This window comes from Corynebacterium sp. LK10 (genome assembly GCF_008042455.1).
GTDB lineage: Bacteria > Actinomycetota > Actinomycetes > Mycobacteriales > Mycobacteriaceae > Corynebacterium > Corynebacterium jeikeium_D.
In genome coordinates, this window is sequence record NZ_NOVT01000014.1 from 18,440 (window position 1) to 40,136 (window position 21,697).

The 21,697-nt window shown below is 59.7% G+C and carries 17 protein-coding genes; 12 read left to right on the forward strand and 5 right to left on the reverse strand.

Going from position 1 to position 21,697, the window contains the following annotated elements:
• The first annotated feature begins 13 nt into the window (after positions 1–13).
• Together CHU70_RS04280 and CHU70_RS04285 are read left to right on the forward strand one after the other, a co-directional pair.
• On the forward strand, positions 14–946 hold the full coding sequence (locus CHU70_RS04280; protein ID WP_016421709.1) for a universal stress protein: 933 nt from the start codon (positions 14–16) through the stop codon (positions 944–946).
• Between the two features lie 43 nt (positions 947–989).
• Positions 990–1,406, forward strand: coding sequence for a hypothetical protein (locus CHU70_RS04285; RefSeq protein WP_048733161.1), 417 nt, complete (start codon positions 990–992; stop codon positions 1,404–1,406).
• A gap of 154 nt (positions 1,407–1,560) precedes the next feature.
• Here the strand turns inward: CHU70_RS04285 and leuS are convergent, their stop codons facing one another.
• Positions 1,561–4,479 (reverse strand): leucine--tRNA ligase, encoded by a 2,919-nt coding sequence (gene leuS, locus CHU70_RS04290; RefSeq protein ID WP_147719306.1) that lies wholly within the window; start codon positions 4,477–4,479, stop codon positions 1,561–1,563.
• 60 nt (positions 4,480–4,539) lie between these two features.
• Here leuS and CHU70_RS04295 point away from each other — a divergent pair, with 60 nt between their 5' ends.
• From CHU70_RS04295 to CHU70_RS11365, 4 genes are all read left to right on the forward strand, one after another.
• Complete coding sequence (locus tag CHU70_RS04295; protein ID WP_016421712.1) at positions 4,540–5,151, forward strand: SdpI family protein; 612 nt, start codon at positions 4,540–4,542, stop codon at positions 5,149–5,151.
• Positions 5,152–5,222: 71 nt separating this feature from the next.
• Complete coding sequence (locus CHU70_RS04300) at positions 5,223–6,206, forward strand: bile acid:sodium symporter family protein (protein ID WP_147719305.1); 984 nt, start codon at positions 5,223–5,225, stop codon at positions 6,204–6,206.
• 108 nt (positions 6,207–6,314) lie between these two features.
• A complete protein-coding gene (locus CHU70_RS04305) occupies positions 6,315–7,445 on the forward strand; it encodes a DUF695 domain-containing protein (RefSeq protein WP_049170090.1) in 1,131 nt (376 codons plus the stop codon).
• A 14-nt stretch (positions 7,446–7,459) separates the two neighbouring features.
• Positions 7,460–8,374 carry a hypothetical protein gene (locus CHU70_RS11365; protein WP_370449635.1) on the forward strand — a complete coding sequence of 305 codons (915 nt, stop codon included), beginning with the start codon at positions 7,460–7,462 and terminating at the stop codon, positions 8,372–8,374.
• Between the two features lie 51 nt (positions 8,375–8,425).
• On the opposite strand, the gene CHU70_RS04315 is transcribed toward CHU70_RS11365, so the two are convergent.
• From CHU70_RS04315 to CHU70_RS04330, 4 genes are all read right to left on the reverse strand, one after another.
• Positions 8,426–8,776, reverse strand: a complete 351-nt coding sequence (locus tag CHU70_RS04315; RefSeq protein WP_147719304.1) for a branched-chain amino acid transporter permease — start codon at positions 8,774–8,776, stop codon at positions 8,426–8,428.
• Positions 8,773–9,456 (reverse strand): AzlC family ABC transporter permease, encoded by a 684-nt coding sequence (locus CHU70_RS04320; protein WP_048733174.1) that lies wholly within the window; start codon positions 9,454–9,456, stop codon positions 8,773–8,775. Before CHU70_RS04320 ends, CHU70_RS04315 begins: the two co-directional genes overlap by 4 nt.
• Positions 9,457–9,573: 117 nt before the next feature.
• The gene (locus tag CHU70_RS04325; RefSeq protein ID WP_016421725.1) at positions 9,574–10,215 is read right to left on the reverse strand and encodes a YqgE/AlgH family protein; all 642 of its coding nucleotides are present in this window, start codon (positions 10,213–10,215) and stop codon (positions 9,574–9,576) included.
• On the reverse strand, positions 10,215–11,657 hold the full coding sequence (locus CHU70_RS04330) for a CCA tRNA nucleotidyltransferase (protein ID WP_016421726.1): 1,443 nt from the start codon (positions 11,655–11,657) through the stop codon (positions 10,215–10,217). Before CHU70_RS04330 ends, CHU70_RS04325 begins: the two co-directional genes overlap by 1 nt.
• 160 nt (positions 11,658–11,817) lie before the next feature.
• On the opposite strand from CHU70_RS04330, the gene CHU70_RS04335 reads away from it, so the two are divergent.
• From CHU70_RS04335 to trxA, 6 genes are all read left to right on the forward strand, one after another.
• Positions 11,818–12,675 carry an NUDIX hydrolase gene (locus CHU70_RS04335; protein ID WP_172620226.1) on the forward strand — a complete coding sequence of 286 codons (858 nt, stop codon included), beginning with the start codon at positions 11,818–11,820 and terminating at the stop codon, positions 12,673–12,675.
• A 6-nt stretch (positions 12,676–12,681) separates the two neighbouring features.
• Positions 12,682–15,219 carry a hypothetical protein gene (locus CHU70_RS04340; protein ID WP_147719302.1) on the forward strand — a complete coding sequence of 846 codons (2,538 nt, stop codon included), beginning with the start codon at positions 12,682–12,684 and terminating at the stop codon, positions 15,217–15,219.
• Positions 15,220–15,246: 27 nt separating this feature from the next.
• A complete protein-coding gene (locus CHU70_RS04345) occupies positions 15,247–18,867 on the forward strand; it encodes a murein biosynthesis integral membrane protein MurJ (protein ID WP_147739776.1) in 3,621 nt (1,206 codons plus the stop codon).
• Positions 18,868–19,102: 235 nt separating this feature from the next.
• Positions 19,103–19,666, forward strand: coding sequence for a sigma-70 family RNA polymerase sigma factor (locus tag CHU70_RS04350; RefSeq protein WP_070566084.1), 564 nt, complete (start codon positions 19,103–19,105; stop codon positions 19,664–19,666).
• A gap of 164 nt (positions 19,667–19,830) precedes the next feature.
• Positions 19,831–20,769: a thioredoxin-disulfide reductase gene (trxB, locus tag CHU70_RS04355; RefSeq protein ID WP_005511625.1), complete on the forward strand. Its 939-nt coding sequence runs from the start codon at positions 19,831–19,833 to the stop codon at positions 20,767–20,769.
• A gap of 393 nt (positions 20,770–21,162) precedes the next feature.
• Positions 21,163–21,483 (forward strand): thioredoxin, encoded by a 321-nt coding sequence (trxA, locus tag CHU70_RS04360; RefSeq protein WP_016421730.1) that lies wholly within the window; start codon positions 21,163–21,165, stop codon positions 21,481–21,483.
• Positions 21,484–21,697 lie beyond the last annotated feature (214 nt).

Here is a 21,697-nt window from a genome sequence, read left to right on the forward strand (position 1 = left end):
AGGAGGATTAGCGATGGCTTCCCGCCCGCTTCGTATCATGATTGCGTGGCGTCCAGGCGAGTACGGCACCGAAACGCTTGCTTACGCCGCTTGGTTAGCTCGCACCACGAAGGTGCAGATTCGCGTTGTCAGCGCACTGTCGCGCGGCTGGCCGCTGACCTCACTGGCTCGGTTGAGCACCAATGACTCCTGGGTTTCCCACGAAACCGAGTCTCTTGAAAAAATCATCAAGGATGAGCTAAAGCTCGCTGGCCTGCGCAAGGGCATGCTTGACGACGATGCCGTACGAATCATCGAATCCTCCAGCGAATCCACAACTATCTGCAACGAAGCCGAAGAATTCGAAGCCGATGTGGTTTTGCTTGGCACGCGCCGAAGCAATACCAAGGACTGGACCGCCAAGAACCGCAGTCGCTTTACTGCGGGATCAACCTCGGATGCGCTGCTGCATTACTCGCCAATCCCGCTGGGATTGGCGATCCCCGGCGCGAAGCTTTCTAAGCACGGTGTGACCCGTGTCAGCATTTGCTACATTGACACCCCGCAGTCCCACCATGCATTGAATAAGGCTGCTGACCTGGCATATCGCTGGGAAGTTCCCCTGCGCCTGGTCTCGTTTACGCCTCGTGGTGCGACCATGTACCCAACGGAGAACGGCTACGGCCCCTCCTCTGACCTGATGATTGAGTGGCGCGAGCAGGCTATGGGGCTGCTCGACCGCGGTATCGACCGCGCACATACCCGTTACCCAGACCTTTCCGTTGATGCGGAAGTGGCGTCCGGCAACGGTTGGGAAGAGGCCATTCAGTCCATCAAGTGGAAAAAGGGAGACTTGCTCGTTTTGGGTTCGTCTACCCTTGGCCCATTCGGACGAATTTTCATCGGCTCGTCGACTAACCACATCGTTCGCCACAGCCCGGTGCCAATGCTGATTACTCCGGCCTAGTATGGCAGGCACATCAGACGGCATTTAGAGGCGAGGGGAGCAGATGGTGGATAATTCACCGAAGCGCAGTACACCAGAGCGCAATGAGGATGAAATCTTCGACGAGCTTGAGCGCAAGATGTATTCCGGCAAGCGCGCCTACATCTACACCGCGGGTGTGATTCTTACGACGCTGCTCGCGGGCCTCATTATTGGCATCGCCGGCGCCATTGTCGGTGGCCCCACCTGTGATGCGGGTAAGTCCAGCTTCCTCTGCTCCCGCACTTGGGAGATCCTTTTCCCCGTTGTCCCGGGCGTAATCTCCCTGGTCGGCTGCCTTTTGGGCTTCTGGCAGACCTACGTGGAGTGGAAGAACTTCCGCAACTGGCGCGCGTGGCTCGCTATGTGCTGGGTGCTCATGCCCTTCACTTTGATGTGGATGCTCTCCACATTCGGCGTCCTGATTCTGGGCGTTAAGTAGGGGTAAGAGGCGGCCAGCCTCGGAGCCACCCCTTGAGGCTTTTGCGAGAAAGTCTCAAGCGAGAAAGTGTCTGGGTTTATGTCAAATTTGAGCCGATTTTAGGCTTCAAACTGACATAAACCCAGACACTTTCTTGTAGGCATTAGCCTCCCGGCTACTTCTTCACAACTAGATTGACCATCTTGCCCGGAACGACAATGACCTTCACGATATTGCCACCGGCGTTCTCCACAGCTGCGACAACCTTTTCGTCGGCACGCGCGGCGGCCTCGATGTCCTCGCGGGAAGCATCGGTAGCCACGTCAATGCGAGCGCGAACCTTGCCGTTGATCTGAACTGGCAGCTCAACGGTGTCGTCGACCAGCCACTTTTCGTCAACTGCCGGCCACGGACCGTGTGCCAGGGACTCGGTGTGGCCGAGACGGCTCCACAGTTCCTCCGCGATGTGCGGTGCCACAGGGCCAAGCATGAGGGCCAGCGGTTCCACGGCGGCGCGCGGGGCACCGGTCGAACCGTAGGTCTTAGTCAGGTAGTTGACGTACTCAATGAGCTTTGCGACGGCCGTGTTGTCACGCAGCTCTGCGTAGTCAGAGGTAACCCCTTCCACGGTGCGGTTGAGCGCCTTGAGGTCGTCGTCGGAAAGCGCTGCGTCCGTGACGGCGAGCTCACCGGAGTCCTCATTGACCACCAGGCGCCAAGCGCGCTGGAGGAAGCGCTGCGAGCCGACCAGATCCTTCGTCGCCCACGGGCGGGAGGTGTCCAGCGGACCCATGGCCATCTCGTAGACGCGCAGGGTGTCGGCGCCGTAGTTGTCGCAGACCTCGTCGGGGGAGACAGCGTTCTTCAGGGACTTGCCCATCTTGCCGTACTCCTGGAAGACCTCCAGGTCAGAGCCGTCTTCGGCGCCGCCCGGGATGAGGAACTTACCATCGCGCTCAACAACCTGATCCGCCGGCTGGTAGACACCACGGGCATCGGTGTAGGCGTAAGCCTGGATGTAGCCCTGGTTGAACAGACGGCGGTACGGCTCCTTGGAGGTCACGTAGCCGAGGTCGAAGAGGACCTTGTGCCAGAAGCGGGAGTAGAGCAGGTGCAGCACTGCGTGCTCGACGCCACCGACGTAGAGGTCGACGCCGCCTGGGTCGTCCTTACCGTGAGTCTCCGGGCGAGGGCCGGTCCAGTAGCGCTCGTTTTCCAGGTCAACGAACTCCTCAGCGTTGTTCGGGTCGATGTAGCGCAGCTGGTACCAGGAGGAACCTGCCCAGTTCGGCATGACGTTGGTGTCACGGCGGTACTTCTTCTTGCCATCGCCGAGATCGAGCTCGACATTGACCCAGTCAGTGGCCTTGTCCAGTGGAGCCTTTGGCTCGGTGTCGGCATCGTCCGGGTCGAAGGTGACCGGCTTGTAGTCCTCGACCTCTGGCAGCTCGACCGGAAGCATGGACTCGGGCAGCGCGTGGGCGTGACCGTCCTCGTCGTAGACGATGGGGAAGGGCTCGCCCCAGTAGCGCTGGCGGGCGAATAGCCAGTCGCGCAGCTTGTACTGGACCTTCTCGTGACCAGCACCTTCCTTCTCCAACCACTCAATGACGGTGGCGATGGCGGTGTCCTTGTCCAGGCCATTGATGTCCAGGCCGGAATCATTGGCGGAGTTCACGCACGTACCGTTACCGACGTACGCCTCCTTTGCAATGTCACCACCTGCAACAACCTCGCGGATTGGCAGACCGAAGGCAGTGGCGAACTCGTAGTCGCGCTCATCGTGGGCCGGGACAGCCATGATGGCACCGGTACCGTAGCCAATCAAGACATAGTCGGAAATGAACACCGGCACCTGCTCACCGCTCACCGGGTTGGTGGCGTAAGCGCCCAGGAAGACACCGGTCTTTTCCTTGTTCTCCTGGCGTTCCAGGTCGGACTTGGAGGCAATTGCGGCGCGGTAAGCGGCGACGGCCTCGGCTGGGGTTTCCTTGCCGAAGGTCCAGCGCTCATCCACGCCCTCGTAGGTACCGCTGCCGGCTTCGACCAGCTGATCCGCCAGCTCGTGCTCAGGAGCGAGCACCATGTAGGAGGCTCCGAAGAGAGTGTCCGGGCGAGTGGTGAAGACCCTGATCTTGGTGGAGACCTTCGGGCCGACCTCGGCTGTGAAGTCGACCTCGGCACCGCGGGAGCGGCCAATCCAGTTGCGCTGCATGGACTTGACCTTGTCCGGCCAGTCCAGCAGCTCCAGGTCGTCGACCAGACGGTCAGCGTATGCGGTGATGCGCATCATCCACTGGCCCAGCCGCTTGCGGAACACCGGGAAGTTACCGCGCTCCGAACGGCCCTCGGCGGTCACTTCCTCGTTGGACAGCACAGTGCCGAGGCCCGGACACCAGTTGACCATCGAATTCGACTGGTAGACCAGACGGAACTCATCCACGGCTTCGCGTTGCTCGGTCTCGCTGAGCTCAGCGTAGACGCGACCGTCCTTGGTAGCCATCTCGCCCGACTCCAACAGTGGAATCAGCTCATCGATGCGACGGGCCTTCTTCTGATCCTCATCGAACCAGGCGTTGTAAATCTGCAGGAAAATCCACTGCGTCCACTTGTAGTAGTCCTGGTCAGTGGTCGCGAAAACACGGCGGCGGTCATGGCCAAGTCCCAGGCGGCCCAGCTGTCGCTCCATGTTGGCGATATTCGTTTCCGTCGTCACGCGCGGGTGCGTACCGGTCTGGATTGCGAACTGCTCCGCCGGCAGACCGAAGGCGTCGTAGCCCAGGGTGTGCAGCACGTTTGCGCCCTGCATGCGGTGGAAGCGCGCGAAGACGTCGGTGGCGATGTATCCCAGCGGGTGGCCTACGTGCAGACCGACACCGGACGGGTACGGGAACATGTCCTGGACGAAAAGCTTGTCCTTCGGCGGAGTCGAGCCGTCGGCAGCTGCCAAATCGCCCACCGGGTTGGGGGCGTAGAAGGTGCCGTTATCTTTCCAATACGCCTGCCACTTTCCCTCTAGCTGAGTCGCCAGCTCGGGGGAGTAGCGGTAGTCGGTGGCTTCTGCCGAGGACGAGGACTTTTCGCTGTTGGTCATGGTCTCACAGTCTAATAGGTGCGTTTGGCACGTGCTCAACCACCTATATAAATTGGAAGCATGATTGTCATCCCTGTAATTACCCTGGTTCTGGCTGTTTGCATAGCCGTTGTCGCTGGTTTGGCATGGTCGGCGAAGCTACCGGGTAATAACTGGATCGGAATTCGTGCGCCTGAGGCTCGAAAGTCCCAGGAAAACTGGGATATTACGCACCGCGTTGCCGGCCCGCCGTGGGCTGTGTCCGCTGTCGCTTTCCTCGGTGCCACCATGCTCGGCTTCCTCGCCATCCGCCCGGAGGCCTCTGGTTGGATGTGGCTGTGGTACGCCGTCGCTCTGCTCGCCGGTATCGCCATGCTCGGCATTGGTGCGGCTATCGGCTCGCACACCATCGCGCTTTACGACGCCAAGGTCTCCGCCGAGTCCGGCTCCGGTTGTGGGTGCGGTGACGGTGACAGCGGCTGTGGCTGTGACTCCGCCGCCACTGATGCCGCCGACACTGCGGCTGATGATGCCTGCTGCTCCGACAACCCGGCAGCAGACTGCGGTGTCTCCGGTGGCTGCAGCTCCTGTGGCCTGGAAGGACTGTGCACGGACAAGGGCTCATCCGCGAATGCCACTTTCAAGCCTGTGGACAAGGATGCGCTGCGCAAGGCAGCTGAGCAGAAGAAGTAAAAAATTATTGCAGAGAAAAGCTTCTGCAAAATAGTAAGACAACATCTGGTTGCCCACTAAGCTATTTGTCCATGTGGCAACGAATTGTGAATTGGCGTCCAGATCCCCTCATCGTCGGTATCGTTGCTGCAGCGATACTGGCGATTATTTTTCCTGCAAGCGGCACTACCGCTGAGGTTTTCAGCTGGGCCACAAAGATCGCCATTGGCTTCTTGTTCTTCCTCTATGGCGCGCGCCTGAGCCCGCAGGATGCGTTGGCCGGTGTTAAGCATTGGCGGCTGCACATAACCATTCTGGCTTTCACATTCGTGCTGTTCCCAATCCTCGGCCTGCTGATGAAACCCCTGGATTGGATTCTTTCTCCTGGCCTCTACCTGGGCATTTTGTACATGACGCTGGCACCGTCGACGGTGCAGTCGAGTGTGAACTTCACGTCCATCGCCAAGGGCAATGTCGCCGGCGCCATCGTCAGTGCCTCGGCATCTAACCTGCTGGGCATTGTGGTCACACCGGTGCTGGTGATGCTGTTGATGGCCACCGGTGGCGGCATTCATGTGGATTCGTCGGTGTTCTTGGATATTTCGCTGCAGTTGCTGCTGCCATTCGCAATCGGCCAGCTCACTCGCCGTTGGACCCTGAAGTTTGCCGCCGCGAAGACGACTAAGAACGTTGACCGCCTATCCATCGCAATGGTCGTTTACGCAGCCTTCTCCCAGGGCATGGTGCAGGGCATCTGGTCGAAGGTGCCGGCAGGGGACATTGTCATCCTGTGCGTGCTTTCGGTCGTGTTGGTGGAATTCGTTTTGCGGTTGTCCGGATTCGTCGCCAACAAGATGGGCTTCGACCGCAAGGACCGCATTGCGATTCAGTTCTGCGGTTCGAAGAAGTCCCTGGCCACCGGTCTGCCCATGGCCGCCGTTATCTTCGGTGCCGATGCCAGCCTCTACATTTTGCCGCTGATGATTCTCCACCAGATTCAGCTGATGATCTGTGCGGTCTACGCCGCTCGCTGGGGCAAGGAGGCAGAAGCCGAGCCGGAGCCACAACCCGCTTAACGCGGTCCAGGGCATGGACCCGAGGGGCGAATCCGGCTTGGCACATATACTGGGGCGCACAACATATGGTTCGGTTTTAAACGAGCAAACGAAAGTGTGAGATTCAATATGGCTAACGAGAATCCGGCTCCGTTCTCCCCGGAACAGCGCGCCGCAGAAGAGACCGCAATCAACGAGTTCTGGTCGTGGTGGAACTCTTTTGGCGCCGATGCGCTCGACTCGATGTTTAGTGTCCAGCTCGGTATCGATGGTGCTCCGAACGCCGCCGATGTGGACATTATTGATGTCCAGAAGGAGGTCGGCGGCCGCATCGCCGCTATTAATGACCGGCTCATCTGGGGGTTTGAGGCTGGCGCTCCGTATTCTCGCCACCTTCTGACTGTTAGCGCTGCGGGTGACCCTGAGCTGCGTCCGGTCGCTCGCCGTTGGCTGGAGGCCGCGCCTGACGACGGCGCGGTGTGGTCTTTCACCGACCTCCGCCAGGCGGATCCGGCGATGAAGCTGTCGCTGGGGGATGTCGCGGCCACATTGGTTGCACAGGGTGCTCTCGAGGCCGATGCTCCGGCCGAGGTCGATCCGGCAGACGCCCGCGTGGCTGTTAGCAGTGGTCATGGGGCAGTGGACGTTCGCCTATTCCACCCGCTGTTCCCGGCAATTGCTCAGTTGGAGGACGGTGAGCGCTTGGTAGCTCAGCTCGGTTTCACGCTGCTGCAGCTGGCTCTGGGGGAGGAGGACTTCGGCCTATGGCTACGCGGTTTTGCCTTCGCCGGCGAGGAGCCGGAAGGTGCAATCCCGCTACCGGAGCTGGGCGGTGTCGTCGAGAAGCTCGCGGAAGAGTGCCCCGAGTGGCTCACCATTGATGCCGAAGCCAACGGCCAGCCGCTCGTCGTCGCCACCCGCGCTCCGATTACGCAGCTGGTGAGCCCGACTATGACGCAGCATGTGCTGATTCAGCTCATGCTCGGCAATATTGACGACAAGGGCTTGCCGACGGACGAATCGAAGGAATCCCTCTCCGAGTTCAATACCGCTGCCGCTGAAGCCATCGCTGAGGACAAGGGTATTTTTGTTGCAACTGAGCAATCCGATGGCATGGCTCTGATGCACTTCTTTATTGACCCGGCATCTGATGCGGAGGCGGGTCTGCAAGCTGTTGCGGAGACGTGGACCGAGGGAGAGCATGTCATCGATACCGCTTACGATCCAGCTTGGCAGCGCGTCGGTCACCTGCGCGTGTAGATTGGTTTTTTGTTATGAACGCTCGTCATCGTCTTACTCCACGGCCTTCCCGCGCGATTCGCATGGGTCTTACCGGTGTCATCGCTGTCACCAGCCTTCCGCTGGCAGCTGGAAACGTCGCTGCGGCTCCGCAGCCAAAACTGACTCCGCAGGGCACTATTGATGCTCCGGGGCGAACCCAGATCAGCTTTACCCACACCCCAAGTGGCACGCACTACGGTACGGCGAACGAAAATGAGGCTCGTCCGGGGCTTTCGATTGTCAAGCTCTACATTGCGGACTACGTCTTCAAACATGGCACAGAAGCGGACAAGGCGAAGGCCACAGAGATGATTCGCTACTCCGATGACAATATCGCCAGTGAGCTCTATGGCCGTTACCCGGATTCCATCAACGCCACTGCGCGTGAATACGGCCTCAGCAACACCCACGATGCAGGTCACTGGGGAAATTCAACTACGTCCAGCGCGGACACTGTGAAGTTCCTGGAGGCCAAGAAGCGTGAGAACACTTCTGACCCGGTGCTGGTTGCTATGAGCACCGCGTCACCTGTGGCAGCGGATGGCTACCGTCAGGATTACGGCACCGCCACGCTGCCGGGTGTTATTGGCACAAAGTGGGGTTGGTCCGATGACCGCCAGAGCGTTCACGCCTCGGCATCCATTGGACCTGACTTCAGCGTCGCTGCTAACACCTACGGCACGAAGGAAACTCACACCAGCGATGTCCAGAATGCCTTCGACGGCACGCTGGGCACTCCATCGCTGCCTGGCCTGCCCGACAGCCCGAGCCTGCCGGACATCCCAGGCGTCCCGAACCTGCCCGAGAGCCCAAATCTCGGCGAACTACTGAATCTGCCGGAATCCCCGCAGCTGCCCCAGATTCCGGGACTACCGGACTTCACTGGTCAGGTACCGGCACAGTTCTAGCCACTGCCGCTAGCCACTGGTCCGCTGGCACCGTCCCACACACAGCGCACCTCACGCGACAAGGTTCACGAGGACCATATACAGCGCCGTGCCTACAAAAATCGAAATCACGGTGTTGCGCCGCCACCAGTGCAGGCCAACGGTGACGGCCAGCGCTACGGGCACGGCCCAGGTAGCGCCGGGGTCACCGCTCTCGCCGCTGAGTCCTAACCGCCCGAAGACGGTATAGGCAACCAACGCCACCATGACTCCAACCGGCATGGTCGTGCCGAGGAACTCGAACAGGGGAGCCCCCTTCAGAGTGCGCACGAATGCAAACGGCAGCGCACGCAGCGCAAGAGTCACCGTACCCATCGCAAAGAGCGCGGCAAGCACATAGCCGGAATCGGGCATCGCGGTCATGCTCGCTCTCCCTCCGTTACACGCTGATTGCTTGCCGACGTCATGCGCATCACCCGATCCACCCGCGGTGACCACACGCGCAACAGCAGCAGGCCGAAGTACATCAGCAGTCCGATAACCAGCATCTGGTTCGGGTTAATCAGCCAGCCCACCAGCGTGCAGACGATAGCGGACAGGGGCAGTGACCAATCCTTGGAAGTCTCAAACGCGTCCATGGCCAGCACCGTAAAGAGCGCCACCAGTGCGAACTCGGCACCGCGGATACCCTCGGGCAGTGCTGCGCCGGTTAGAGCCCCGACAATACCGGAGCCCACCCACAATAACTGGCAGAGAATCTGAATCGTCAGCAGTCGGTGGCCCGACATCTTTTCGTCCGCATTTGCCGCAGAGACGATGGCATACGACTCGTCGGTAAGCGCGTATGTGGAGTATGCGCGACCGAGACGAGACTGTATCCGGTCGCGTGGGAACGTCAGCCCATAGAAGACGTGGCGGAAGTTGACCATAAAGGACGTCACAGCACAGCCGAGCAGACCCGTATGCGCCATAACCAGGCCGACAGCGAGGAACTCCATCGACCCCGCGTAGACCACGAAGGAGAAGATGGGTGCCCACCACCAGCTAAAGCCAGTTTGTGCGATGAGCAGGCCGAATGCGAGCCCTAGCGGAATGAGTCCCATGCCCACGGGCAGTGTCTGCCGGATGCCGGCAGCTATGTCGCTGCGGTCGCCAGTTGCTGTGGTTGTGGCGCTACTTCCTTCAGCGCTGATTCCTTCGGTATTGATGTGCTCACTCATCTAGTTGTCACGTACATCTACGGGATAGGTGCCATACAGTGGCAGCGGCCAGGGCTGACGGCGCATGCAATCACCCCAGATGTCTGCGGCAGCAGGCGCGAGTACATCTGAGGGCAGGGCAGGGGCGACGTACCAGTCACCGCGCTCGAGCTCGTCTTCCAGCTGCCCCGGATCCCAGCCTGCGTAACCGGCGAAGATGCGTGCGCCATCTATGCGGTCGCGTACGCCCTCCGGCTCCGCACCGAGGTTGACCAGCGCAAACCTGTGAGCGATGCGTTCCATCAGCGGGGCACCGGTAATACTGTCGGTCTCCTCTGGGAGGGTGGCACCATTTCGCACCACACCAATGCAGATTGGCTGTGTCTGGTTGACCGGACCCCCGACGTAGAGCACCGGCGGCTTGGCCATCAGCGGCGCCCAAGGCTCGAGCACATTGTGCACCGGCGTCTGCGAACGCTGTGTGAGATCGACACCAAGGGTGCCGTGTTCATCGTGCTCAATGAGGAAAATCACCGAGCGGGAAAACTCCGGCGAGAGCATGCCGGGTGCTGCGAGCAGCAGCATACCGGCAGCCGGGTCGTTGCGCTCGAGGCTGGTAAAAAGCCGGTCGCCGTAGAGATTTTCCGGATTAATCGATGCCATTAGCTCTCACTTTCGCTTTCAGCCTGCTCACCGGACTGCTCGTACCACCATTTCTTCAGCGCCAAGATAGCATCTTCACGCTCCAGCGGACCGGACTCCAATCGCAGCTCTTTCAGGTAATTCCAGGCCTGTCCGACTTCTTTGCCGGGCTTCAGGTCCAGAATTTCCATGATTTCGTTGCCATCCAGGTCGGGGCGGACGCGTGCGAGGTCCTCCTGCTCGGCGAGCTCCTTGATTCGCGCTTCCAGGCTGTCGCAGGCTCGTGCGAGGCGTGCTGCTTTACGACGGTTTCTCGTCGTACAGTCGGCCCGCACGATTTTGTTGAGTCGTTCCAACAGATCTCCGGCGTCGTTGACATAACGTCGCACCGCCGAGTCCGTCCACTTGCCTTCGCCGTAGCCGTGGAAGCGCATGTGCAGGTAGACCAACTGCGAGATTTCGTGGTTGGTCTTCTTCGGGAACTTCAGTTTCCGAAGGCGGCGTCGCACCAGCTTCGCGCCGACAACTTCGTGCTGGTAAAAGGTGACGTTTCCCTGCTCGTTGTAGGCACGGGTAGCGGGTTTGCCGCAGTCGTGCAGCAGTGCCGCCCAGCGCAGTACGAGGTCCGGTTCACCGGGTTCTTCCTGGTCAATAGCTTGCCGCATGACCTGCAGAGAGTGTTGGTAGACATCCTTGTGCTGGCGGTGTTCATCCTGCGTCATGCGCATGTCGGAGATCTCCGGCAGCACGCGGTCGGCCAACCCCGATTCCACCATCAGGTCGATACCTCGGCTTGGGTCCGCACCCAGGATGAGCTTGTTCAGCTCGGTGGAGATGCGCTCGACCGTGATGCGGTCAATTTCGCTGGACATTTCCTTCAGCGCTTTGAGCACACGCGGTGCCACGTCGAACCCCAGCTGGGATGCGAAGCGGCAGGCACGCAGCATCCGCAGGGGGTCGTCGCCAAAACTGACCTCCGGCGCCCCCGGGGTGTCCAACACACCCGCGACAAGATCCTCGAAACCTCCGAGCGGGTCGAGGAAGGTGCGGGTGCCGTCACCGTGGAGCTCCACGGCGATGGCGTTACAGCGGAAATCACGGCGGATTAGATCGCCCTCCAGCGTGTCACCGAAAGTGACCTCCGGATTCCGGCTGACCTGGTCATACGTATCCGCGCGGAAGGTGGTGATCTCCACCTGACGGCCATGCCGTTCCGCGGAGAGTGTGCCGAATTCAATGCCGGTATCCCAGACAATGTCCGCCCAGTCATCGAGGATTGCGCGTGTCACCTCCGGGCGCGCGTCGGTGGTGAAATCGAGATCCACGCCCAGTCGCCCTAAGAGAGCATCGCGCACAGAACCGCCCACGAGGTACAGGCGATGGCCAGCTGCACTAAACGCGGCTGCCAGCGAATCGAGGATCTCCGACTCCTTGGCGATCGCCTGATCCGCCACTGCCAGCATTGCCGTCCTGCGCACCTGTGGGTCTGCGTCAGCAGTCGCCGGAGTAGCACCGTGAGGTGTAGTCCCCCCGGGCTGGTCACCATTTGTCGTTGAAGGAGTCGATTGTGTCACGACCGACACAATACCCGCTTATACCTATAAACCCGGTAGTCTAAGTGGAATGAACAACGTGGTACGCAATGACAACTCGGCGGCGAAGAGCCGTCGACGTCGTCGGCGACCGCGCAGAAGGGGTGGCGTTTCCTCGTCCACCAACACTAGCAACGCTACTACCAGCGGAAATTCTGCGAAACGTAGTGGCTCCGGTGCCAATGGCCCCCAAAAGGCCAAGCCAAACTCCGGTGGCGCCAAGAAATCTTCCAAATCACCGAAGTCGGCACGACCCTCGAAGCAGTCGAACAACCGCGGTGGCCGTAAGAACGGTCAGGATAGGAACAATCGCCGTCGTCACGCACAGACGAAGCGCACAAACAATCGCCGTGCGCACTCGTCGCGCGCGCAAAATGCAGCGCCGATGCAGACCTCGATTGAGACTTCGGCGGGCGGACTGGTCGTCTCGGGGCTTGCTGAGGCTGTCGGCGATGGCGGCAAAGTCAACCTGTCACGGATTTATGTCGCGCTGATTGGTCGGCACGATCGTCGCGGGCGCCTGCTGTGGTCGATGCCTAAGGGCCATGTCGAACCCGGCGAAGCTTTCGATTCCACCGCCGAACGTGAGGTGTGGGAAGAAACGGGCATTCGCGGCGAGGTCATCGAAGAGCTCGGTGTGATTGACTACTGGTTTGTCTCCGATGGCACGCGGATTCACAAGACCGTGCACCATCACCTTCTGCGCTACGTCGATGGCGATTTGAACGACGAAGACCCCGAGGTCACCCAGGTCATGTGGGTTCCTGTAGACACCCTGGTGGAACGGTTGGCCTACGCTGACGAACGCAAACTGGCCCGGCGCGCGCACAATCTGCTGCCCGATCTCGCCCGCGCGGAAAAGCGAGCAGGCCGGCAGACGCCGAGGTGATTGCGCATGTTCAGGTTGCAGTTGCCAAGAAATGTTGTTCGTAAAGTCACGGCCGCTTCCGCAGCGCTCATACTGTGCTTGCCGACGACCGTTGCGCCCCCAGCTTTTGCGCAAGATGAGCAGTTGTGGGGCAGTGGCACCAATCGTGTCGGTGAACAGGGCCCCCTTCGGCTTTCGATAACCAGCTTCACTCCGCATGTCGCGGCTCTACATTCGACGCTGACCATCAAGGTGCAGGTGCACAACACCTCCGATGCGGATATCAGCAATGTTGCGCTGCGCCCACAGCGGGCCGGCGCACTGGCTTCCTCTGCAGATGCGCGGACGATTCTCGCTGAGCCTGAATCGGTGTTTGATGTGGCTGGGACCTTCAGTGCCCCCATCGAGCTGAAAGCGGGGGAGAAGCGTGAGGTTACGCTAAGTGTTCCTATCTCCGCACCGGCTCCAGAAGGACTCGACATCACGGAAGCCGGCACGTTTCCGCTGCTCATCAATGCTAACGGGCAACCGGCAGATGACATCGACCGCCTGCTGGCGGAAACACGCGCACTGCTTCCGGTGACGGATCCGCAAGCGGAAGGTGATGAGCCGGAACCGCCTGCCGGTGATCAGAACGACAACGATGAGACCGACAATTCCGATGCGCCCACCCGCCGCGACCCAGTGCCGTTTTCGCTGATTTGGCCCATCAGCCAGCCAGTGCCACTGGTCGGCGGTGAGACCGGTGACGCACCCTCGTCGCCGAATCTCATCCTCACCGACAATTCTTTGGCCGAGTCTCTCGAACGCGGTGGCCGCCTCGACGGTTTGCTCACCTCGTTGGAAAAGGGCTTTGCCGGCCCGGATGGGCAGAGGTTGCGGGAATCAACCTGCATCGCCATCGACCCGGAGACCCTCGACGCAATCTCCAGGATGACCCGCGACTACTGGATTGGCACCAGCCGCCCAAGTCCTGTGGAGTCCTCTCCGCGACTGCGGGATTCCTGGGGAAACGCGGATGACACCAATCTCACGCATATGCCCGCCAGTGACAATGCTGCCGCCTGGCTCAATCGGCTGCACGATCTCACACAGGACACCTGCACACTGTCACTGCCGTGGGGCGGCACCGATGCCAGCGCCGTGGCTCGCGTGGGGGATCACGAGCTTTCGATGGAGGCACTCGCCGCTGGTCGGCAGACTATCGCCAAGCATTTGGACGTTCAGGCACTGCCGGGCCTCTATTTGCCGGCCGAGGGATACGTGACGTCGGAAAGCGCCCCGCTGTACTCGGCGGCCACGGCCCTGAACGGGACCACCCCGGAGCGCGCATTCGAAAACCGCGTAGATACCGGCGAGACGATGCCACCGTCGCCCACTCCACCCGAAGCCGCGCACGACACCACCGTGTTAGTCGCAGACAACACCGCCTTCACCGCCGATGGTCAGACACTGCGCCCCGGCCATAGTGGCGTGCTTGCCGACGGTAGCCGCGCCTTCGCCCTCCCTGGGGCACTGACAACCTCTCTGGCTGCAACAGGACGGTCTCCCCAGACTGTGGCGTATTCGAATCTGCTCGGACGCTACGATTTCCGAATCGACTCCGAAGCTGCACGGATGCAGACAGCGATTGGCACTCTGTTCCAATCATTGACTGATTCGGATGACCCTCGCGCGGCTGTGGTGGCAGCACCGCCGTCCGGTTGGGATCCACGCGCTAGCGACGCTGAAGATTTCATGGCTGCGGTCAGGAAAGCCGTGGACGATAACCTGGCTGAGCTGACTCCGCTGATGGACTCCATCACCGCTTCAGCTCACGACCTGGATGCGGGCTCGGTTACTCCAATTGACAAGCTTGCCGATCCCGCGCCAGTGAGTGAGACGCTCGTGGAGAAGGCTCAGACGGCCTCCCGCGAGATCACCGACCTGACCACAATCATGTCCAACGATCCCAATGTCGCGCTGACGCGGTATGAATTCACCCGTCCCCTGCGGCACGACTTGCTGCGCTCGTTTACAACTCTCGGCCGGCGAAATCAGCTGCAGTCAACTGACGTGCAGCGGCGGAGCGAAGAACTCAGCGACCAGGCACTGATTATGAATCGACGCCTGCGCAATTCGGTGACGTTGGTAGCTCCCGGCGGTGTCTACACCCGCGCAACGCAGCTGTCGCCGATTGCGGTGCTGGCTCGTAATGGCCTGCCGCTGCCGGTTCCCGCGTTCGTGCGCGTCGGCGCTGGAGATTCGGTGTTGGAGGAGAAGTATGAGGCCGCCATCCCCGCCAAGGGGTCGGTGACTGTTCAGTTCACTCCGAAGTCGGGTGATGATGCAGAATCCACTCCGGCGACCAATGCTCCAGAGGGAGACCGGCCACGGGATAGTGGAGACAACTCCCACAACCTGTTGCTGTGGCTCGAATCACCTGGCGGCACGCCGATTTCTCGATCAGTGAGTATTTCCGTGCAATCGGGCGCTTCGGTTGGGGTTTTGGCTATCGTGACCCTCGTCATCGTCACTGTTGGTGGGTTTTTTGCCGCAAAACGGTCTCAGTACTTTCGGAAATAGACCCCCTTTTAAGCAACAATAGGACATGTGACTGACTCAGACGCGCATAAATCTGGACTTCGAGGCCGCATTCGTCGCCCCGCGCCACCGGCCCCAGTTCCGGCGGCGCGGCCAACGGCTGAATCTCAGCCGGCCGAAGCGGCCCCGGACCTAACTCGCGTATCCGGCCATAAGGCAAATGCCGATACCGCCGCTGACGCGATGACGGAATCGGCATCACCATCGCCAGCAAAGGCGGCAACTGCGACAGCAACCGCTTCCAGCGATTCCTCCGCAGGCTCGACGGCGGACGCAAATCAGGGACAGTCGAACTCGGACATCGTCGCCTCCACGGGCTCGATGGCAATCGCTACCCTGATTTCGCGCATTACGGGTTTTTTGCGAAACCTGCTCATCGGCGCGACGCTGGGTCCGGCTGTGGCTTCAGCCTTCAACGTCGCCAACACACTGCCGAACCTGATTACGGAAATCGTCCTCGGCGCAGTGCTGACTTCTCTGGTGGTGCCAGTGTTGGTGCGCGCGGAGAAGGAGGATCCAGATCACGGTGCCGCCTTCATTAGACGTCTCTTGACTGTCTCTATGACGCTGTTGGCAGTGGTGACGGTGCTGGCGGTGATAGGTGCGCCACTGTTGACCAGATTGAGCCTTAACGAGGCCGGTAAGGTCAACGTTCCGCTGGCAACGTCATTTGCGTTCTTACTATTGCCGCAGATTATCTTCTACGGCATATTTGCGCTGCTCATGGCGGTGCTAAACACCAAGGGAATCTTTAAACCCGGTGCGTGGGCACCTGTCGCTAACAACGTCGTGGCCATTGCCACGCTCTTGCTATATCTGTTCCTGCCCGGCCAGTTGAGTCCGGATTCGGACGGTTCACTCTCCGATCCGCACATCCTGCTTTTGGGTCTTGGTACCACCCTGGGTGTCGTCATTCAGGCAGCCATCATGATTCCCTACCTCAAGCGCGCGGGCATTGATTTGCGTCCGCTGTGGGGTATCGACGACCGCATCAAACAGTTCACCGGCATGGGTGTCGCGATTATCACCTACGTGGCAATTTCCCAGGCTGGTTACTTCATCACCACCAATATTGCCTCGACTGCCTCCAAGGCAGCGCCGACGATTTACCAGCAGGCTTGGCTGCTGTTGCAGGTGCCCTACGGCATCATCGGCGTTACCTTGCTGACCGCCATCATGCCGCGACTGTCCCGCAATGCAGCCGACGGCAACGATGGGGCAGTGGTCCGAGATCTGTCCATCGGTACCCGCCTGACCATGATTGCGCTGGTGCCGATCGTTGCCTTCTTCACCGCATTCGGCCGCCCCATCGCCGTCGGTCTTTTCGCGTATCTGGAGTTCCCCCGCGAAACCGCAGAGATTCTCGGCTGGACGCTGTCCTTCTCGGCGTTCTCGCTTATTCCATACGCCATTGTGCTTTTGCACTTGCGTGTTTTCTACGCCCGTGAAGAGGCCTGGACCCCGACTTTCATCATCCTCGGCATTACCACCGTCAAGGTGATTCTGTCGTTCTTCGCTCCTCGTCTGGCTTCTGACGATGAGACCGTCGTCGTGTTGCTCGGTGCCGCCAACGGTTTCGGTTTCGTCGCCGGCGCAATAATTGGCTTCTTGCTCTTGCGCCGCACTCTCGGACACTTGGACAGTAAGGCGACCGTCCACACCGTGCTGTGGGCACTGGGGGCGTCGCTTGTCGGTGTCGCCGTTGCTTGGGGCGCATTCGCATTGACCGACCTTGTGCTGTTCGATTTCTTCGGTTCCTTCGGTGTGCTACTGCAGACCATCGTCACCGGCGTGGTCTTCCTCATCGGTACCGGCCTGGTGCTCGCTCAGGCTCCATTGGAAGAGGTCCGCGTTCTGGGTGGCTTCCTCGGCCGCATTCCGGGTCTACGTCGCTTTGCTCCGCAGCCTCATGCAGCCGACAATGCCGTCGCCGACCGTGAGGATATGGAGCGCGAACGTGGCTTCGCCGCTGATGCTTTCTCGATTGCCCCGTCGAACCTGATTGGCGAGGCCACGGGTCTGGCAAACGAGGGCTTCACCGCTTCGCCGCTGTTGCCGCCGATGCCGACGCAGGGTTCTCGCCCGACCCGCTATGTACCCGGCGAGATGGTCTCAGGTGGTCGTTTCCGTCTGCGTTCTGAAGTCGCGACCTCCCCAGGTCTGCGCCTGTGGCGCGCCATGGATATGGGAGATCCCGACAACTCAGATGTCGCACTTGTCTTCGTCGACACGATTGCACTGCCGTACTACGACACTTCGCCATCGGTTGCTGCCCAGAAGATTGCCACGACGACCAACGAGCTGCGTGACCTGGCCGGCACCGGGATGTCCCGCATTCATAGCGTGGCGAAGACACGCACCGAGGTGCTCATCGTCGCCGACTGGACCAGCAGTATCGGTATTGAGCGGTTCGATCAGGCCGCCCACCCGGATGCCCTGGCACTCGCAGTAGCATCACTTGCCGAGACAATCGCCGACGCCCACGAATCTGGACGTTGCCTTGGCCTGACAAACAAGCCTGGGCAATTGCGCATCAGCAGCGACGGCCACATCTACGACGCTTTCCCCGTCGTTTTGCCCGATAGCTCGCAACGTTCGGACTACAACGCGTTGCTTTCTGTCATCGACGAGCTGTTCTACAACGTGCCAAATATCCCCTCCGATATTTCTGCTGCCATCGACCGCGCGAAGCAGGTTCGCCCGGAGAACTTCAACCAACAGGAGTCGCCAGCTCGCACACTCGCGGAGGATTTGCGCACTGCAGCGCTCGGCCCCGACTCTTCGGAGTTTCTCGCAATCGACCCCGACACCGGTGCGCGCGAATCCGTCGATGCCGACGGTGTAGCCCAATCAAACGCTCGCCACACCAAGAATCGCACCCGCGCATTCAGCACCGGCGCAGTCGTTGTCGGTGTAGTCATTGTCGGTGCACTTGTCGCCGCGGGCATCTTTGGTCTGGTTAACCGTTCCTCGGACGCACCGATTAACTCCGAGTCCGTACGACGCGGCCCGGCTCCGATCACGACGCTTTCGCTTGCCGACGCTAACGAGTGGCAGGCCGACAGCGACAACCCGGCAGCCGGTCCAGACAATCCGGACATGGCTGAGCTGACCATCGATAGTGACGAGGAAAGCTTTTGGGTAACTTCGACTTACCTCAGCCAGTTCGGCAATCGCCCAGAGGACTTCAAACCTGGTGTCGGTATTCGGGTCACTCTCGATGAACCGGCAACCATTCGAGAGCTTAAGGTCGCGGCGACCCCGGGCGCACACATTGAAGTTCGCGGCCTACGAGATGCCGACTCGACGAACTTGGATGACACAACGGTTCTCGGAAGCGCTACTGCCACCTCAGGTACGACGACCATCGAAATCGATAGCCGCGACACTGAGTGGAAGAACCTTGTTGTCTGGATCTCCGGCTTGCCGACGGCTGCGGAAGCGGTAGCCGACAGCGACTCAGACACTGACGCTGATACAGATGCTGATACAGATGCTGATACAGATGCTGAGTCGCAGAATTCCGATGCGGACAACCCACTTGTCGGCGACCGCAATCTGGCTGAGCAATCTCCGGATTCGTTGCTGCCAGTTGCTATTGGCGACATTCAGGTGCGTGGTACGGAATAACGCTCTGAGCTTGCCTTAGGTGGCAACAGTTCAAGTTGTCCCAAGTTATCCACAGCTACTGGGACGTTTTGAAATTCATCCACAGCCCGCGGTCTCCACGGCAGTTTTGCCAAGCGGAGAGCGCGGGTTTCGTGTTTGCATAGGAGCCATGAACTTTGGGGGAAGAAATCGAATTGGGGGCAGTCACCGTAAGGCCCACGCGGGTCGGCGACTGGGGGATTGTGGCGTCGTCGGTATGCGAAAGCATGCAACGGCAGACGAGATCGATCGTGAATTGTTGAAGGCGCACCTGGCGGGAGATCGTCGCGCGTTCGCGGTGTTGGCACAGCGTTATTACCCGCAGTTGGTAGCTATGGCGCGGCGTTATCGTCGGGATGATTTCGATCCCTTGGATGGGGTGCAGGAGGGGTTGGCGCGGGCAATTGCGGGGGCTGCGAGTTTTCGCGGGCGTTCGACGGTGGCGACGTGGCTGACGTGCATCGTGAAGAATGCGTGTATTGACCACAACCGCGGTCGTTTCGGGGAGATCCCTCTCTGCGATAAGGAGGAGGATTTTGAGACGTTTATGAGTTCACAGCCGATTCCCTGCCCGGATGTTCCGCTACGTGTGACTATGGCCGCCGCATTGGAGCAGCTGCCAACGGATCAACGGGATGCCCTGTTGTACTTGGACATCTTTGGCTATTCGCTGCAGGAGACTTCTCGCAGTATTGGGCAGCCGAGCGGGACGTTGAAGTCTCGGCGGGCGCGGGCGCGTCGTACGCTTCGGCGACAATTGGAAGAAGTGCAGGTGACCTAACAACTGCGGAGCAGGGGAGAGGCTGGGGGAATAGAGATGGCTAACCTCACGTTGGTTGAGGTGGCTGGTTCCGGTAATTTCTTTCCCGGAGCTGAAAAATTTGCTTACTACTGAGCATCACTGTGCGCCATGTGATGTGAGAGATAAAAATTATAGGAGTCTTCATGAGCGATATCGTTCACGACCTGATCATCGTCGGTTCCGGTCCCGCCGGTTACACGGCTGCCACCTACGCAGCCCGTGCCGACCTGAAGCCTGTGGTGTTCGAGGGCATCGAGTTTGGCGGTCTGCTTATGACGACTACCGATGTGGAGAACTACCCAGGTTTCTCCGAGGGCATCATGGGACCAGAGCTGATGGATCAGATGCGCGCACAGGCAGAGCGCTTCGGCGCTGACCTGCGCATGGAGATTGTCGATCGCATGGATCTCACCGGCGATATCAAGTCTGTCTGGGTTGGTGAAGAAGAGCACAAGGCTCACGCTGTCATCCTGGCAACCGGTGCCGCCCCGCGTTATGTCGGCGCTCCGGGCGAGCAGGCGCTGCTTGGTCATGGCGTCAGCGCCTGTGCCACCTGTGATGGTTTCTTCTTCCGCGACCACGATATCGCCGTCATCGGCGGCGGTGACTCCGCAATGGAAGAGGCAACCTTCCTTACCAAGTTCGCCCGCTCGGTGACGATTGTCCATCGCCGCGATGAGTTCCGGGCGTCGAAGATCATGGTCGAGCGCGCGCAGAACAATGACAAGATTCGCTTTGCGACGAACAAGGTTGTGTCCCAGGTTCTTGGTGAGGACAAGGGTTCAGTTACCGGTCTCGAGCTGGAAGACACCGTCACTGGTGAGAAGTCCGTCCTGGATGTGACTGCCATGTTCGTAGCAATTGGCCACGAGCCACGTTCGCAGATGGTTCGCAATCAGCTGGATTGCGATGAGAATGGCTACATTCAGGTAGCCGCTCCGAGCACCCAGACCTCCCTCAAGGGCGTCTTTGCAGCGGGCGATGTTGTTGACTCCCATTACCAGCAGGCAATTACCGCCGCTGGTTCTGGCTGCAAGGCTGCGCTGGATGCTGAGCACTACTTGGAAACTGTTGCTCGGTAGCTGACAGCAGGGCAGTCGCACTAGCTGGATAAACACCTAATAGTTGGGGTATCGCAATTGTTGGATAAGCCCTACGATTGCAGATATCCAACTATGGGGAATATCCGATAGCCGGTAAGCCCAATTGTTGTTAGCTGTAGCTCAATCAGGGCGCAGCAGGACGTGTTATAGCCCGGTACGCCCCGTACTCATCGAGCACTTGCAGCGTTCTCAAGAACACCATTAATTAACAATTTAGTACTTCACTCGCACCACCGGAAGCCCTAATTTTTGACGCCTTGAGCGCCAAATCCGTACGCGAGGCTGAAGAAGCTAGGTTGAAAAATTAGAATCAAGACCACAAAACAAAACCACTAAGAACTCAAACGAGCTCATTCTAAGGAGAAGAATTTCATGGCTCCGGTAACCGTCACCGCCAACACCTTTAAGTCCGATGTCCTCGAATCCGATAAGCCGGTGCTTGTTGATTTCTGGGCAGAGTGGTGTGGCCCGTGTAAGAAGATTGCTCCCGTTTTGGACGAGGTTGCGACCGAGCTCGATGGCAAGGCCGTCATCGCCAAGGTCAACGTTGATGAGGAGCGTGCACTGGCTGGCATGTTCCAGATCATGTCCATCCCAAGCCTGCTCCTATTCAAGGACGGCAAGAAGGTCGAAGAGATTCGCGGAGTCCGCCCGAAGGGCGAAATCACGTCGCTCATCGAAAAGCACCTTTAAAAGAACTTGGGGTTGCTCCTTATCCGATACCTGGTTACGACTGCCCACCCGCCACTTCGCTATTGCCACCTTCGTTGGACACACCCCATTATGATGTGACTGAAGTTGTGGTTGTGATTTAGAGTTAGTCCTGGGGTTCTGCCGTCGGGCTAGCCGACGCGCCCTCGTAACAATCAATTCGCGCCTGCGACCTGGTAATCTTGCTGGAAATGGC

What these genes read in the sequence shown, in the direction of transcription:
- CHU70_RS04315 (WP_147719304.1), bottom strand. Translation starts at nt 8,776, where the DNA reads ATGACCGCGATGCCCGATTCCGGCTATGTGCTTGCCGCGCTCTTTGCG.
- CHU70_RS04280 (WP_016421709.1), top strand. Translation starts at nt 14, where the DNA reads ATGGCTTCCCGCCCGCTTCGTATCATGATTGCGTGGCGTCCAGGCGAG.
- CHU70_RS04320 (WP_048733174.1), bottom strand. Translation starts at nt 9,456, where the DNA reads ATGGGACTCATTCCGCTAGGGCTCGCATTCGGCCTGCTCATCGCACAA.
- CHU70_RS04300 (WP_147719305.1), top strand. Translation starts at nt 5,223, where the DNA reads ATGTGGCAACGAATTGTGAATTGGCGTCCAGATCCCCTCATCGTCGGT.
- trxA (WP_016421730.1), top strand. Translation starts at nt 21,163, where the DNA reads ATGGCTCCGGTAACCGTCACCGCCAACACCTTTAAGTCCGATGTCCTC.
- CHU70_RS04340 (WP_147719302.1), top strand. Translation starts at nt 12,682, where the DNA reads ATGTTCAGGTTGCAGTTGCCAAGAAATGTTGTTCGTAAAGTCACGGCC.
- CHU70_RS11365 (WP_370449635.1), top strand. Translation starts at nt 7,460, where the DNA reads ATGAACGCTCGTCATCGTCTTACTCCACGGCCTTCCCGCGCGATTCGC.
- CHU70_RS04325 (WP_016421725.1), bottom strand. Translation starts at nt 10,215, where the DNA reads ATGGCATCGATTAATCCGGAAAATCTCTACGGCGACCGGCTTTTTACC.
- CHU70_RS04295 (WP_016421712.1), top strand. Translation starts at nt 4,540, where the DNA reads ATGATTGTCATCCCTGTAATTACCCTGGTTCTGGCTGTTTGCATAGCC.
- CHU70_RS04330 (WP_016421726.1), bottom strand. Translation starts at nt 11,657, where the DNA reads ATGCTGGCAGTGGCGGATCAGGCGATCGCCAAGGAGTCGGAGATCCTC.
- CHU70_RS04335 (WP_172620226.1), top strand. Translation starts at nt 11,818, where the DNA reads ATGAACAACGTGGTACGCAATGACAACTCGGCGGCGAAGAGCCGTCGA.
- trxB (WP_005511625.1), top strand. Translation starts at nt 19,831, where the DNA reads ATGAGCGATATCGTTCACGACCTGATCATCGTCGGTTCCGGTCCCGCC.
- CHU70_RS04285 (WP_048733161.1), top strand. Translation starts at nt 990, where the DNA reads ATGGTGGATAATTCACCGAAGCGCAGTACACCAGAGCGCAATGAGGAT.
- CHU70_RS04350 (WP_070566084.1), top strand. Translation starts at nt 19,103, where the DNA reads ATGCGAAAGCATGCAACGGCAGACGAGATCGATCGTGAATTGTTGAAG.
- CHU70_RS04305 (WP_049170090.1), top strand. Translation starts at nt 6,315, where the DNA reads ATGGCTAACGAGAATCCGGCTCCGTTCTCCCCGGAACAGCGCGCCGCA.
- leuS (WP_147719306.1), bottom strand. Translation starts at nt 4,479, where the DNA reads ATGACCAACAGCGAAAAGTCCTCGTCCTCGGCAGAAGCCACCGACTAC.